Source organism: Allosediminivita pacifica (assembly GCF_003054175.1).
Taxonomy (GTDB): Bacteria; Pseudomonadota; Alphaproteobacteria; order Rhodobacterales; family Rhodobacteraceae; genus Allosediminivita; species Allosediminivita pacifica.
Window position 1 is genome coordinate 93167 of the sequence record NZ_QBKN01000008.1, and the last position, 14648, is coordinate 107814.

At 64.1% G+C, this 14648-nt stretch carries 15 protein-coding genes; 12 read left to right on the top strand and 3 right to left on the bottom strand.

Annotated elements, in window-relative coordinates; all coding sequences use genetic code 11:
• Position 1 precedes the first annotated feature (1 nt).
• Together C8N44_RS08090 and cobS are read right to left on the bottom strand one after the other, a co-directional pair.
• Positions 2 to 253 (bottom strand): PepSY domain-containing protein, encoded by a 252-nt coding sequence (locus tag C8N44_RS08090; protein WP_107975685.1) that lies wholly within the window; start codon positions 251 to 253, stop codon positions 2 to 4.
• 391 nt (positions 254 to 644) lie between these two features.
• Positions 645 to 1631: a cobaltochelatase subunit CobS gene (cobS, locus tag C8N44_RS08095; RefSeq protein WP_107975686.1), complete on the bottom strand. Its 987-nt coding sequence runs from the start codon at positions 1629 to 1631 to the stop codon at positions 645 to 647.
• Between the two features lie 90 nt (positions 1632 to 1721).
• On the opposite strand from cobS, the gene C8N44_RS08100 reads away from it, so the two are divergent.
• The 12 genes from C8N44_RS08100 (at position 1722) to lpxB (ending at position 13763) form a co-directional block, all read left to right on the top strand.
• Positions 1722 to 2270, top strand: a complete 549-nt coding sequence (locus tag C8N44_RS08100) for a sigma-70 family RNA polymerase sigma factor (protein WP_107975687.1) — start codon at positions 1722 to 1724, stop codon at positions 2268 to 2270.
• Complete coding sequence (locus C8N44_RS08105) at positions 2267 to 2950, top strand: anti-sigma factor (RefSeq protein WP_107975688.1); 684 nt, start codon at positions 2267 to 2269, stop codon at positions 2948 to 2950. Before C8N44_RS08100 ends, C8N44_RS08105 begins: the two co-directional genes overlap by 4 nt.
• Positions 2951 to 3080: 130 nt before the next feature.
• On the top strand, positions 3081 to 3806 hold the full coding sequence (locus tag C8N44_RS08110; protein ID WP_107975689.1) for an undecaprenyl pyrophosphate synthase: 726 nt from the start codon (positions 3081 to 3083) through the stop codon (positions 3804 to 3806).
• Positions 3803 to 4591, top strand: coding sequence for a phosphatidate cytidylyltransferase (locus C8N44_RS08115; protein WP_107975690.1), 789 nt, complete (start codon positions 3803 to 3805; stop codon positions 4589 to 4591). Before C8N44_RS08110 ends, C8N44_RS08115 begins: the two co-directional genes overlap by 4 nt.
• 22 nt (positions 4592 to 4613) lie before the next feature.
• Positions 4614 to 5777, top strand: a complete 1164-nt coding sequence (dxr, locus tag C8N44_RS08120) for a 1-deoxy-D-xylulose-5-phosphate reductoisomerase (RefSeq protein WP_107975691.1) — start codon at positions 4614 to 4616, stop codon at positions 5775 to 5777.
• Between the two features lie 30 nt (positions 5778 to 5807).
• On the top strand, positions 5808 to 7151 hold the full coding sequence (gene rseP, locus C8N44_RS08125; protein WP_107975692.1) for an RIP metalloprotease RseP: 1344 nt from the start codon (positions 5808 to 5810) through the stop codon (positions 7149 to 7151).
• Between the two features lie 219 nt (positions 7152 to 7370).
• Positions 7371 to 9731 (top strand): outer membrane protein assembly factor BamA, encoded by a 2361-nt coding sequence (bamA, locus tag C8N44_RS08130; RefSeq protein ID WP_107975693.1) that lies wholly within the window; start codon positions 7371 to 7373, stop codon positions 9729 to 9731.
• A gap of 4 nt (positions 9732 to 9735) precedes the next feature.
• On the top strand, positions 9736 to 10395 hold the full coding sequence (locus tag C8N44_RS08135; protein WP_107975694.1) for an OmpH/Skp family outer membrane protein: 660 nt from the start codon (positions 9736 to 9738) through the stop codon (positions 10393 to 10395).
• Between the two features lie 66 nt (positions 10396 to 10461).
• Complete coding sequence (gene fabZ, locus C8N44_RS08140; protein WP_107975695.1) at positions 10462 to 10923, top strand: 3-hydroxyacyl-ACP dehydratase FabZ; 462 nt, start codon at positions 10462 to 10464, stop codon at positions 10921 to 10923.
• The gene (gene lpxA / locus C8N44_RS08145) at positions 10923 to 11708 is read left to right on the top strand and encodes an acyl-ACP--UDP-N-acetylglucosamine O-acyltransferase (RefSeq protein ID WP_107975696.1); all 786 of its coding nucleotides are present in this window, start codon (positions 10923 to 10925) and stop codon (positions 11706 to 11708) included. Before fabZ ends, lpxA begins: the two co-directional genes overlap by 1 nt.
• 4 nt (positions 11709 to 11712) lie before the next feature.
• Positions 11713 to 12594 carry an LpxI family protein gene (locus C8N44_RS08150; protein WP_107975697.1) on the top strand — a complete coding sequence of 294 codons (882 nt, stop codon included), beginning with the start codon at positions 11713 to 11715 and terminating at the stop codon, positions 12592 to 12594.
• Positions 12591 to 13763, top strand: a complete 1173-nt coding sequence (gene lpxB, locus C8N44_RS08155; protein WP_107975698.1) for a lipid-A-disaccharide synthase — start codon at positions 12591 to 12593, stop codon at positions 13761 to 13763. The genes C8N44_RS08150 and lpxB overlap by 4 nt, the downstream gene beginning before the upstream one ends.
• Before the next feature lie 63 nt (positions 13764 to 13826).
• Here lpxB and C8N44_RS08160 read toward each other — a convergent pair whose 3' ends face one another.
• On the bottom strand, positions 13827 to 14483 hold the full coding sequence (locus C8N44_RS08160) for an invasion associated locus B family protein (protein WP_107975699.1): 657 nt from the start codon (positions 14481 to 14483) through the stop codon (positions 13827 to 13829).
• Positions 14484 to 14648 lie beyond the last annotated feature (165 nt).

The following is a 14648-nucleotide window of genomic DNA, read 5'->3' on the forward strand; positions in this document are numbered from 1 at the left end:
ATCAGTCGTCAGGCTTGATGCGTGTCACCTTTCCCGAGGCGGGATCGATGTAGACTTCCCACTTTGCGTTGTCGGGATCGACGCACTTGGCCTCGATCTTGCCGTCCTCGGCCTCGAAGGACCCTACGGTGCAACCGGCCTTTCCGAGCGCGGTGGTTGCGTCACCGGGGTTGGTGCCCACCATGTTGCCCACGGCAGGCAGGGCCGCGACGGCGAAGGGAACGGCGGCAAGGGCGATCGCGAGATGGGTCATCGGTCTCTCCGGTCTGGATTGGCAGTCGGGCACCGTGCCGCGGCCTGCTCCCGACATGGCCCCGGCGCATCTGCCCGGGCTATTGGAGAAACGCTGCCCGGGCCTCGCATAAGCAGCCGCTCTCGGGACTGCACAGAAGGAACGGAGATATCAGGGCCACGACCGGCCCAGGGGACGCACCTTTGCCATTGCAGGCGCGCCGGCCATGCTTCTTCTTGGCAAAAATACTCCGGGGGAGTCGCGGCATGCCGCGACGGGGGCAGAGCCCCCGGACCCTGCGACCCGGGACTTTCTTAAAGAACGGTTAAACCGTTTCGGTAACCCATTGATTTTGCAAGAGAGAAAAGATGTCCCGGCCCGGGACACCCTTTCCACGCTCCGCGAAACCGCCTCAGCGGACCGAGATCGTCGCCGCGCTCTCGGGCAGTTCCTCGTCGAAGCAGCGCTGGTAGAACTCCGCCACCGTCTGCCGCTCGAGCTCGTCGCACTTGTTGAGGAAGGAGACCCGGAAGGCATAGCCGAGGTCGCGGAAGATCTCGGCGTTCTGGGCCCAGGCAATCACCGTCCGCGGCGACATCACCGTGGAAAGCTCGCCGTTCATGAAGGCCCGGCGCGTGAAGTCCGCCACGGTCACCATCTGACGGATCGTCTTGCGACCCTTCTCGGTGTTGTAGTGGGGCGCCTTCGACAGCACGATCGAGGTCTCGGCGTCGATGCTGAGATAGTTCAGCGTCGCCACCAGCGACCAGCGGTCCATCTGGCCCTGGTTGATCTGCTGGGTGCCGTGATAAAGCCCCGTCGTGTCCCCAAGACCCACGGTGTTGGCCGTGGCGAAGATGCGGAAGTTCGGGTTGGGGGTGATCACCTCGTTCTGGTCGAGCAGCGTCAGCTTGCCGTCCGCCTCGAGCACCCGCTGGATCACGAACATCACGTCCGCCCGACCCGCGTCGTATTCGTCGAAGACAATGGCCGCGGGGTGGCGCAGCGCCCAGGGCAGGATGCCTTCCTGGAACTCGGTGACCTGAACGCCGTTCTTGAGCTTGATCGCGTCCTTCCCGATGAGGTCGATCCGGCTGATGTGGCTGTCGAGGTTCACCCGTACCGTTGGCCAGTTCAGCCGCGCCGCAACCTGCTCGATGTGGGTGGATTTGCCCGTACCGTGGTAGCCCTGGATCATCACGCGACGGTTGTTGCGGAAGCCTGCCAGGATCGCCATCGTCGTGTCGGGATCGAACTTGTAGGTGCTGTCCTCGTCCGGAACGCGATCCGTCCGTTCGGGGAAGCCGTGCACCACCATGTCGGTGTCGATTCCGAACACTTCGCGGACCGAGATTTCTTCCGTCGGTTTCGCGTTGATATCGATCGTGCCGTCCGCCATGGTCTGCCTGTCCTCTTCATCGAGCCCGAATGATTGCGCTCTTCCGTGCAACATATCTCGGGGAGGGGCAAGGGGAAGCGACGGGTGGCGATGACACCACGGGAGGAAATCGAGGCACTGATCGGTCGCGTGGCACTGGGCGACAGGCGCGCCTTCCACCGACTCTATGATCGTACCTCGGCGAAACTTTTCGGCGTCTGCCTGCGTGTCTTGCAGGACAGGGCCGTAGCCGAAGAGGTGCTGCAGGAGGTCTACCTGCGCGTCTGGGACAAGGCCGGCCTCTACCGTGCGAATGGATATTCCCCGATGACCTGGCTGATCACTCTCGCGCGCAACGCATCCATCGACCGCCGTCGCAAGCTGGCGTCGCGTGGCGGGACCGCGGGGCTCGATCAAGCCGAGGCAATGCCGGATACCGCGCCGGGACCTTCCGCGATCCTGGAAGCCGGGGATGAGGCGCGCGCCTTGCAGGCCTGTCTTGCCGAACTGCCCGAGGGACGCGCCGAGATGGTGCGGCGGGTCTACCTGGACGGGCTGAGCTATGCCGAACTCGCCGCAGCGACACAGACGAAACTGAACACGGTGCGCACCTGGCTGCGGCGCAGCCTGATGCAGCTTCGGGAGTGTCTGAGCCAATGAGTTCCGATGAAGATACCCTCCCCGGTGGCGATGAGGCTACTGCGGCCGAATATGTCCTGCGGCTCCTGCCGGAGGATGAGGAGCGTGTCTTCGAGCGACGTATGCGGGAAGACGCCGATCTGGCCCAGGACGTGGAAGCCTGGGAGGTCTATTTCTCGACCCTTGCCGAGGAAGTCCCTGCGGAAGTGCCGCCGCCGGGCGTATGGTCCCGGATCGAGTCGCGCCTCTTCAAGTCCCCGCAGCGGTCGCTGCGGCGTCGCCTGCTGCCCCACCTTGGCGGCGCGCTCGCGGCGGCGCTGATCGCCTGGGTCGTGGTCGAAAACGGGCTGCTGGACCCCTCGCCGTCTGAACTGGTCGCGCAACTTTCTCCGACCGAGGGCGCCCTGACGTTCGAAGCCCGCTTCCAGCGTGAAACAGGAGTACTGCGGGTCGACCGGCTTGAAGGCGCGGCGCCCGAGGGACGCGTCCTAGAGCTCTGGCTGATCGCCGACGCGGACAGCGCGCCGCGCTCGCTTGGGCTGCTGGAGGCGACTGACGGCACGGTGCTCTCGCTGCCCGCGGAGATCGCTCAAGCCTTGCCGGGGGCGACGCTTGCAATTTCGGACGAACCCCCCGGTGGGTCTCCGACGGGTGCCCCCACCGGGACCGTCAGGGCTGCCGGCCAACTGCCGTCCGCATGAGATGCGAAGGGTTGGGCGATATCGTTGCCTGCGAGGGACAGGCGGATAAACAAGGGAATTTCGCCTAGGGTTTCGTGATGCGTTGCGTTATACGCTCCGAACGCCGCGCCCGGACAAGAGGACCTGGTACATGTTCAAACCGATCCGCGACACTGATGGCCCGGACCATGTGGCGATCATCATGGACGGAAACGGTCGATGGGCACAAAAGCGCATGCGGCCGCGTCTCTTCGGTCACCACGCCGGGGCAAAGCGGGTCCGCGAAATCGTTGAGGCATGCCCGGATCTCGGTGTCCGGTACCTGACGATATTCGCCTTCTCGACCGAAAACTGGAAACGGACGCAGACCGAAGTTGCCGGGTTGATGAGCCTCTTTCGGAGGTACATCACGCAGGAGGCGAAGGCCTTGAAGGCCGAAAACGTGCGCGTCCGTTTCATTGGTGATCGGACGCGGCTCGACAAGAAGCTGCTGACACTCATGGATGAACTGGAGCAACTCACCGCCTGCTGTGACGGTGTGAACCTGACCATTGCGCTAAACTACGGCGGTCGTGACGAGGTGGCGCGCGCGACCCGTCGTTTGGCCCATGATGTGGCGGCAGGTCGTCTCGATCCCGACGAGGTCAATGAGGAAACATTGCCGCGCTATCTCGATACCCATGTGCTGCCTGATCCGGATCTGGTGGTTCGCACAAGCGGAGAGGCGAGGATCTCGAACTTCCTGCTTTGGCAGTCGGCCTATGCCGAGTACGAGTTCATCGACACGCTCTGGCCCGACTTCAGCGCCGAGGAATTTGGTCGCCTCGTCAAGAGCTACGGCAAGCGCGAGCGTCGGTACGGAGCTGTTCCGGCATGAGTGAGAACCGCTGGGCCGATCTGGCGCGTCGTTCCTCGGCCGGGGTGGTAATGGTCCTGCTCGGTCTGGTGGCCGTCTGGTTCGGGGGATTTCTTTTCCACGCACTCGTCGCGCTGGTCTGTCTCGTGATGGTCTGGGAGCTTGTCACGATGATGGACAAGCACCCCGAGCGGTCGTCGCTTGTTCTCGCCGCTGTGACCGGTGTCTCGGTGATTGGGGCGGTTTACCTGCCGGTTGGACTCGGCCTGCCGCTGCTCCTGCTACCGTCGCTGGCAGGCCTTGGTCGGATGGAGCGGGGCGGGGTCGTCTACGCGGTCTTCACTGCCATGATCATGCTTGCAGGCTATGGAATTATCGCGTTGCGCGATGACGTCGGGCTGCTCTGGATGTTCTGGCTGGCGCTGGTTGTGATCGCGACGGATGTGCTGGGTTACTTCGCCGGGCGCATGATCGGCGGTCCGAAGTTCTGGCCGCGCGTCAGCCCGTCCAAGACCTGGGCCGGCACGATTGCCGGCTGGGTCGGCGCGGCGATGGTCGGGCTTGCGTTCTCGGGTCTGCCGGGGGCCGGTTTCGGTCTGATCGGTGTGTCCGTTGCCGCAAGCATGGCCAGCCAGATCGGAGATATCGCGGAGTCCGCCATCAAGCGCAGGGCAGGGGTCAAGGATAGTTCTTCCTTGATTCCCGGTCACGGCGGCATGATGGACCGTTTCGACGGAATGCTCGGCGCTGCGGTGTTCCTCGTGATTGCCGCGCAGATGACCGGCGTCCCGCCGAGCGGCTTCTGAGACGATCTATTGTGAGGACAGCATGAAGCGTGTCTCGATCCTCGGGGCGACCGGCTCCATTGGTCAGAACACCATCGACCTGATTTCGCGGGATCCCGACAGCTACGATGTCGTGGCGCTTACCGGCTCGCGCAACGTGGCGCAGCTGGCGAGCGATGCGCGCAATCTGCGGGCCGATGTGGCGGTGATCGCGGACGAGAGCCGGCTTTCGGAACTGCGCGTCGCGCTGGCGGGCAGCGGGGTCGAGGCGGCGGCGGGCCGGATGGCCCTGATAGAGGCGGCGCAGCGCCCGGCCGACTGGGTGATGTCGGCGATCGTTGGGGCCGCAGGGCTCGAGCCCGGGCTCGCCGCGCTCGAACATGGCGCGACGCTTGCGCTGGCCAACAAGGAAAGCATGGTCTGCGCGGGGCCGCTGATGCTGCGCACGGCAACCAGCCACGGGGGACGCATCCTCCCCGTCGACAGCGAGCATTCGGCCGTGTTTCAGGCGCTTCTAGGCGAGGACATCACCACCGTCGAGCGGATCGTGATCACGGCGAGCGGCGGGGCCTTTCGCGATTGGCCCATCGAGGCGCTTGCCGACGCGACGCCCGAACAGGCCGCCACCCATCCCAACTGGGCGATGGGGCAGCGCATTACCATCGACAGCGCGTCGATGTTCAACAAGGCGCTGGAACTCATTGAGACTCGGGAATATTTCGGCGTCGATCCATCGGTGATCGAGACATTGGTGCACCCGGAATCTATGGTGCATGCGCTGGTAGGCTTCCGCGACGGCGCAATGATGGCGCATGTCGGTCCGCCGGACATGCGCCACGCTATCGGTTTTGCGCTGCACTACCCTCAGCGCCGGGAGTTGCCAGTCGAGCGGCTGGATCTTGCCGCACTCGGCAGCCTGACGTTTCGACCGGCCTGCGAGGTGCGCTGGCCGGCGTTGCGGCTTGCGCGCGAGGTGATGACGCGCGGCGGTCTGTCGGGTGCGATATTCAACGCGGCCAAGGAAGCGGCGCTCGATGCCTTTCTCGAACGGCGCATTGGTTTCACCCGGATGGCCGGCATCGTGGAAGAGGTTCTTGCCGCCGCCGAGGGGCAGCCGGGGCTCATTGATGCGGCCTTCACACTTGATAACGTTCGCGCTGCGGACCATTTCGCACGGAGCAGTGCGACGGATACACTGGCGGCCTGACGGCACCGCCAAAAGCGAGGGGCACGAGGCTTGGACCTGACCACATTGATTCCGCAGTTCGGCGGAGCGCTCTGGACGCTTCTGGCCTTCGTCGTCGCGCTATCCGTCATCGTCGCGATCCACGAGTATGGACACTACATCGTCGGCCGCTGGAGCGGCATCAAGGCGGATGTCTTCTCGCTGGGATTCGGCCCGGTGCTATTCTCGCGCATGGATCGCCACGGGACGAAGTGGCAGTTCGCTCTGTTGCCCTTGGGCGGCTACGTGAAATTCCGGGGCGACGACAATCCGTCGGGTCATACCGATACCGCTGCGCTTGAGGGGCTGAGCGAGCAGGAGAGGCGGCAGACCATGGCCGGTGCGCCGCTCTGGGCGCGCGCCGCGACCGTCGCCGCGGGACCGGTCTTCAACTTCATTCTGTCGATCCTGATTTTCGCCGGCGTGATGATGCATCAGGGCACGGTGTCGGATCCGCTGACGGTCGGCCAGCTTCGCACCCTGCCGGTGAACCAGTCCCTGCAGGAAGGCGATATCGTCCGCCGCATCGAGGGCAAGGCGCCGCCGGCGTTCTCCGACGGCGTGGCCTACGAGAGTTTCCTGCAGGCGCTGCCGCAGGAGCCGCAGCTCGACTACACCGTCGAACGCGGCGACCGGCTTGTGGAGGTCGAAGGGCCCTATGTTTACCCGCCCGTCGCGACCCAGGTCGTGCCGCGGTCGGCGGCCTCCGAGGCCGGTTTTCGCAGCGGCGACGTGATCGTATCGGTCGAGGGTGAAGAGGTCTTCGCCTTCGACCAGCTGAAGCAGGCGGTCGAGACCTCCGAAGGCCGGCCGCTCGACATCGTGGTCTGGCGCGACGGCGAAGAGACGCCCATGACGCTCACCCCAAAGCGGGTGGACGAGCCGCAGGCCGACAACACGTTCCGCACTGTCTACAGGATCGGAATCGTCGGCGGCATGGCATTCGATCCGGCGACCGAAACCCCTGGCCCGTTCCAAGCTGTCGGAGGCGCGGTCACGCAGGTCGGAAACATCATGGAAGGATCGATCTCCGGTCTCTGGCACATGATCACGGGCGCGATCAGCACCTGCAACCTGTCGGGCCCCATCGGCATCGCCGAGACAAGCGGCGACATGGCAAGCCAGGGCGCGTCGAGCTTCATCTGGTTCATCGCGGTGCTCTCGACCGCCGTCGGCATGCTCAACCTGTTTCCAGTGCCCGTTCTTGACGGCGGGCACCTTGTGTTCTTTGCCTACGAGGCCGTTTCGGGCCGTCCCCCGAGCGACCGCGCCCTGCGTGTGCTGATGTCGATCGGTCTGACGCTCGTTCTCGGCCTCATGGTCTTTGCGCTGACCAACGACATTTTCTGCCCCTGATCGCGACATTTCCCTCGAACCGCGTCCATGATCGCTCCGCAGGATTGGCCTGTCTTCGGGTCACTTCGGGTTGCTTCGTGCACGGCGATGTGCCTTCGGTTCGAGGCAGAAAATAAATGGTTAAATTGGGGGCGAGGGCCGGCCTTGTGCTTTTGACAAGGTAGGGCAATCCCGATAACCACGATGCCGTGGGATGTCACATCGGGAAAGACAATGAAAATGACGACCATGGGTCAGTGCACCGGCCGTCGTGACGGCCGCCTTGTCAGGACGCGCGCCGCAGCGTTCTCGGTTCTGCTCGGCCTCGGAGCCGGCTTTGGAAGCATACCTCTTCCCGCGGTGGCACAGAGCTACAGCTTCAGCTCGGTCGAGATTCAGGGTGCGCAGCGGATCGAGCCCGCGACGATCCTGAGTTACGCTGGCATCGCGCGGGGCGAGACGGTTTCCGCTGCGGAGCTGAATGACGCCTATCAGCGGATCCTCGGCACCGGCCTCTTCGAAACCGTCGAGATCGAGCCCCGTGGATCAACGCTTGTGATCAACGTCGTCGAGTATCCGACGGTCAACCGCATCGCCTTTGAAGGCAACCGCCGTCTCGGCGACGAGGAACTGGCGCAGATCGTGCAGTCCCAGTCGCGCCGCGTGTTCAACCCGCGGCAGGCAGAGAGCGATGCGCAGGCCATCAGTTCGGCTTACGCCCAGCAGGGCCGGATTGCCGCCCGCGTCGAGCCGAAGGTCATTCGCCGCAGCGAGAACCGCGTCGACCTCGTGTTCGAGGTTTTCGAAGGCGGGGTCGTCGAGATCGAGCGGATTGGCTTCGTCGGAAATGACGCCTACTCAGACCGTCGTCTGCGCAGGGTGCTCCAGACCAAGCAGGCCGGCCTTCTTCGCCGTCTCATCCGCAGCGACACGTTTGTCGAGGACCGAATCCAGTTCGACCGTCAGTTGCTGAACGACTTCTACGCCTCCCGTGGCTACGTCGATTTCCGCATCACGGGGGTGAACGCGGAGCTTTCGCAGGAACGCGATGGCTATTTCATCACCTTCAACGTCGAGGAAGGCCAGCAGTTCGAATTCGGTCAGATCTCGGTCACGTCCGACCTGCCCGAGGTGGACGAGGCGCTTTTCCGCGACGCGATCAAGGTGCGTCCCGGGGCTGTCTATTCACCCAGCCTGGTCGAGAACGATATCGCGCGTCTGGAAAGGCTCGCGGTGCAGGAGGGCCTGAACTTTGTCCGCGTCGAGCCGCGCGTCACCCGCAATGACCGTGACCTGTCGCTGGATGTCGAATTTCAGCTAACCCGTGGGGAGCGCGTCTTCGTTGAGCGTATCGACATCGAGGGCAACACGACGACGCTTGACCGGGTGATCCGGCGCCAGTTCGACGTGGTCGAGGGCGATCCTTTCAACCCGCGTGCGATCCGCCAATCGGCCGAACGCATTCGAGCGCTTGGCTTCTTCAGCAATGTGGATGTCGAAGCCCGCGAAGGGACCTCGGACCAGCAGGTCATCGTCGACGTCGATGTCGAGGAACAGCCCACGGGCTCCCTGAGCCTCGGCGGGTCCTACTCCACGACCAACGGGTTCGGCGCCGCGGTTTCCTTCTCCGAGCGCAACTTCCTCGGACGTGGGCAAGCGCTGAGCTTTACCGTGAATACCGCATCGTCCAGTACGCAGTATGCCTTTTCCTTTACTGAACCCGCGGTGCTTGGACGTGATACGGCGCTGGGGATCGATCTCAGCTACCGTGAAACGGACCGGCTGAATTCGGACTTCAATACCGCGCGTGGACGTATTCGTCCGTCATTGAGTTTCCCGGTTTCCGAACGCAGCACGCTGTCGCTTCGCTACACGCTCGGCTATTCCGACATCACCGTGCCCGACGAAAGCGATGTCGGTGGCGTGATCACTGCCGAGGCGGAGGAGGGCGAACGCTACGACAGCGCGCTTGGCTTCACGCTGGCTTACGACAGCCGAAAGACGGGTCTGAATCCGAACGCGGGTATCCTTCTTGAGTTCGGGACCGATTTCGGCGGTCTGGGTGGGGACAGCACCTACGTCGAGACACGCGTCAAGGCCGTGGCGCAGACGCTTGTCTGGAACGAGGAAGTGACGCTTCGTGCGACGCTCGAAGGCGGTGTTCTGAACTACGCCGACGGAAACTCGCGGGTGATCGACCGCTTCCAGTCGTCTCCCAGCATCATGCGGGGCTTCGAGTATGGCGGTATCGGTCCGCGGGAAATCGGTGATGGCGTGGACGACCCGTTGGGCGGCAACATGTTCGCTGTCGCCCGCTTCGAGGCCGAGTTCCCGCTGGGTCTTCCCGAAGAATACGGTATCTCCGGCGGTCTGTTCTATGACGTCGGTTCGGTCTGGGGGCTGAGCGATGACAGCACTTCCAACGTCGCGGCTGGCAACAGCATCGTCTCGGACGATTTCTCGGCACGCCACGTGATCGGGTTCTCCGTCCTCTGGGATAGCGTGATCGGGCCACTTCGGCTCAATTTCTCGGAGGCGCTGGTCAAGGAAGACTACGACGAGGACCAGAGCTTCGATTTGACGATCTCGACACGGTTCTGATCGCGTGCGCCTCCGCACTGTCATTTGTCTTGTCCTGCTGTCCATTGCGCCTGCCGCAGGGGCGCAGCAGATCGGCGGTGACCTCGATCCGGGCACCATCCAGAGCGAGATACTCGTGATCGATTTCGAACGTCTCTTCAGTCGCAGCCTTTTCGGGCAGCGTGTCGCTCGGGAAATCGAAAGTGCCGGAGAAGCCGTGGCGGCAGAGAACCGCAGAATCGAGGCGGAACTGATCGACGAAGAGCGCGAGCTTACCGAGAAAAGGGCACAGCTTCCGCCCAACGAGTTTCGTGAGCTGGCCAATGCGTTTGATGAGAAAGTTACACGGCTCAGAGATGAACAGGATTCAAAGGCACGCGAGATCGGAGAACGCAGAGAATCCGCTCGGCGTCGCTTCGCGACTGCCGCGGAGCCGGTTCTCACCGAGCTGATGCGCGAGAGCGGAGCGGCCGTCATCCTGGAGCGCCGTGCCGTCTTCGTGGCGGCGGACAGTGTCGATGTGACTTCCCTCGCAATCTCGCGGCTTGACGCGGAAATCGGCGATGGCAGCCAACTGCCCGCTCCTGACGACCAGGAAGACGGCGCCGAAGCTGGCCCAGAGGCGCTCCAGAATGCGTTGCCGGCCCCCCCGGAACCGGGGGATGCGCTACCGGCCAGCCCTTGAGCGTCTTGCCCCCCGTCTGAGGGGTTGCTACCCACGGGGACATAACAACACACGGGGAACCCGCCGATGACCGATACTCTGCTTTCCGCGGACATCCTGCTGATCCAGAGGATCCTTCCACACCGCTATCCCTTCCTGCTGGTGGACCGCGTGGAACAGATCGACGGGACGCAGAGCGCGCTCGGCCTCAAGAACGTGAGCATAAACGAGCCGCATTTCCAAGGGCATTTCCCCGGCATGCCGGTCATGCCCGGTGTGACGATCATCGAGGCGATGGCGCAGACCTCGGCGGTGATGGTCGGCGCGGCTCTGGATCTCGCGGACAAGAACATGCTTGTCTACTTCATGGGCATCGACAAGGCCAAGTTCCGCCGCAAGGTCGTTCCCGGCGACGTGCTGGAAATGCGCATCAAGACCCTGCGCGGTAAGCCGGGTGGCAAGGTCTGGAAGTTCGAGGGCCGCGCCGAGGTGGCCGGTGAACTCGCAGCCGAGGCGGAGTTTTCCGCCATGATGGATCTTCCGGCGTGATGGATGCGGTCATCCACCCCAGCGCGGTGGTCGAGGACGGCGCCAAGATCGGCCCCGACTGCCGCATCGGCCCCTTCTGCCACGTAGGCCCGGACGTTGTACTGGGCCGTGGCGTCGAATTGAAATCGCACGTGGTTGTCGCCGGCAACACCGAGATCGGTGACGAGACGATGGTCTTTTCCTTCGCCGTCATCGGGGAAATCCCCCAGGACCTGAAATTCCGGGGCGAGCAGACCTCGCTGGTCATCGGCAAGCGCAACCGGATCCGCGAGCATGTGACGATGAACACCGGCACGCAGGGCGGCGGTGGCGTAACGCGCGTTGGCGACGACGGTCTCTTCATGGCGGGTTGCCACGTTGCGCATGATGTCCAGATCGGCAACCGCGTGATCCTCGTCAACAACTCCGCGGTCGCAGGTCACTGCGTTTTGGAAGACGACGTGATCGTCGGCGGACTGTCCGGGGTGCACCAGTGGGTTCGTATCGGCAAGGGCGCGATCATCGGCGCTGTCACAATGGTGACCAACGACGTGATCCCCCATGGCCTTGTCCAGGCCCCGCGCGGAAAGCTGGACGGGCTGAACCTTGTCGGGCTCAAGCGGCGCGGTGTGAGCAGGGCTGACATAACCGCATTGCGTGCCGCGTTTCAGATGCTTGCGCAGGGCGAGGGTGCCTTCCAGGATCGGGCCAGACGTCTGGGCAACGAGACCACCAGCGACTATGTTCGAGAGATCGTCGATTTCATCCTCGGCGAAAGTGACAGATCTTACCTGACACCGGGTTGAACCTATGCTGGCTATCATCTGTGGCGCCGGGGATCTTCCCCGTGCCGTCGCCAAGGAACACAGGCCCCGGCCGGTCGTCTGCGCGTTGGAGGGCTTCGAGCCTGACGGGCTCGATGTCGATATCCGGTTCCGGCTCGAGCAGCTCGGAAGCCTCTTTCCCAAGCTGGCCGCCCGTGGAGTGACACGGGTCTGCCTGTGCGGCAGGATCACCCGGCCCGAACTCGACATCAGCCTGATCGATACCGCGACGCAGCCGCTCGTGCCTCAGTTCCAGCGCGCGATCCAGATGGGCGACGATGGCGCCCTGCGGGTGGTACTCGAGCTTTTCGAAGACGCGGGTTTTGCTGTGCTTGCAGCGCATGAGGCTTCACCCGCGCTATTGCCCGCGCCGGGTGTCCTGACGGGGCAGGGGCCCGATGAGTTCGTGACCGCGGATCTGCCGCTCGCCGAGGCAACGCTTTCCGAGATGGGCACCGCAGATCTCGGCCAGGCCTGCGTGCTCAGGGAAGGTGAGGTGGTCATCCGAGAGGACGAGCGGGGCACTGACGCAATGCTGGCCGACCTGAGTGGGGCGGGCAGGGACGGTCATGACCGGCTGAGTCGGGCTCTCGATGCGGCCGGTGACCTGATCGGTGCAGCGGCAGGTTGGTTGTCGGGCCAAGGCGAACCGCCGCAGGGCTTTCTCTACAAGGGGCCAAAGCCCGGCCAGGACCGGCGTGCCGACCTGCCGGTGATCGGACCGGGAACGGCACGGGCCGTCATCGCTGCCGGTCTGGCAGGCGTGGTCATCGAATACAGGGGCGTGATGGTCCTGCACAGGGAGGAGACGGTGGCGTTGCTCAACCGCGCCGGTCGCTTCCTTTGGGTGCGCGAGCGGGGCGCATGAAGGTCTTCATCACGGCGGGAGAACCCTCTGGCGACCGGCTGGGCGCAGCGCTCATGGGTGGCCTCAGGAGCCGTGTACCAGAGATCGAGTTCCTCGGGGTCGGCGGTGAACGGATGCTCGGGCAGGGACTGCAGAGCCTCTTTCCCATGGACGAGATCTCGATCATGGGGATCGCCGAGATCCTACGCGAATACCGGCATCTCAAGGCGCGCATCCGACAGACCGCTGATGCCGTCATTGCGGCGGCACCCGATGTGCTGGTGACTGTCGATCTTCCGGAGTTCTCTTTGCGTGTTGCGCGGCTGGTGAAAGAACGTAGCGACATACGGGTCGTCCACTACGTCGCGCCAACCGTCTGGGCCTGGCGCCCGAGGCGGGCGAAAAAGATGGCTGCCCATGTCGATCAAGTCCTGGCGCTTCTGCCCTTCGAGCCGCCCTACATGCGCGAAGCAGGCATGGAATGCGATTTCGTTGGCCACCCGGTGGTAACGGATCCGGTGGCGACAAAGTGCGAGGCGCAGGCCTTTCGCGATCGGCACGGCATCGGAGAGGCCCCGGTCGCGCTCTTGCTGCCCGGATCGCGCCGGTCCGAAATCCAACGCCTGCTTCCGATCTTCGAGGCGGCTGCAGAAAAGCTCAGGCAGGCCCGGCCCGATCTGAGGCTGGTATTGCCAGCCGCCGGGCCCGTCGCGTCCGCCGTGTCCGAGGTCGTGGCCCGCTGGAAACACCCGCCAGTCCTGATCGACCCGCGAGAGGACCAGGAAGGTGCCGAAAAGCGGGCCGCCTTCGGGGCGGCAGATGTGGCGCTGGCGGCCTCGGGGACGGTTTCGCTCGAACTTGCCGCGTCGGACACGCCAATGGTCATTGCCTACGACATGGGCTGGCTCTCGCGGCAGGTCATCGGACGGCTGTTGCGCGTGGACAGCGTGACCCTCGCCAACCTCGTCGATCAGACCCGGACAATCCCCGAGTTCATTGGTCCCGCCTGTCGACCTGACCGTGTGGCGGGGGCGCTTCTCGAGGTGCTGGAGGCCCCGGAAGCGCAGCGCGCCGCGATGCGTCGGACCATGGAAAGTCTCGGGCGCGGCGGACCTCACCCCGGGGACCGCGCCGCGCGCGCCGTCCTTGATGGGCTCGCACGAGCAGGTAGCAAGGGCGGTTATCACTGAACGCAAAAAGGGCCCGGCTCCAATTCGGTGCAGGGCCCCCGACCTTGCTCAACTGCGCTTGATTCAGGGCGTTACTTCGGATGCCTCGTCATACGCAGCCGTGAAGCCGGCAAGTGACATGTCGAGCGTCACGCGCTGATCGGGAGCAAGCGCCGGCACGATCTGCACCTGTGCTGAGGCACCTGCCTTGAAACGCGCCACATCTTCTGCTGTCAGACCGACACGGGCGTAGCAGCCGATGCGGTTACAGAACGCGAAGTCATAGCGCCGCGCTGCGCCGCCGTCCACGGAGACGGTCAATTGCTGCGTGAGAAGCGTTTCGAGCGGCACGACAAATGTACCGCCAGCGACGGCCTGACCTTCACCCGCCAGGCGGAAAATACTCACCTCGGCGACGGAATTGCCCTGCCCGTCCGTCAGCAGCTGGTACATCTGGCAGACATCCTCACCGTCCTCGACGGGCAGGCACTGGAGATCCCAGTCATCGTAGGTGTCGCGGACGTAGGTTTCCGGCTGCTGCGGGTTGCCCGGCTGTGTCGGGGCCGCAGCTGCGTCTTCACCAAGATCCAGCCCGCCGCCGATCCCACCGCCGTGCGGCGCCTCGGTCTCCGTCTGGGCCTCGGCATCGGACGTGTCGGCGGTTTCGCCTGTGTCCTGTGCCAGCGCCGACCCGGCCGAGAACAGGGCGAACGTCGTCAGAAGAAGGAGCTTTCTGGTCATTGGAGCCTCTGGAGAAAATTCGTTCAGCGGCATCGCTATCACGGGTGCCAAGCAGTGTCAGTCGGCAAATTTTCCGGGTGGCAGCAAGGCGCCGCGATGAAATCAGGGCCGCTGATGTCGAATTTTGTGGGAGACGATGACAAATTCAGGGCCGAGAATTGAAGA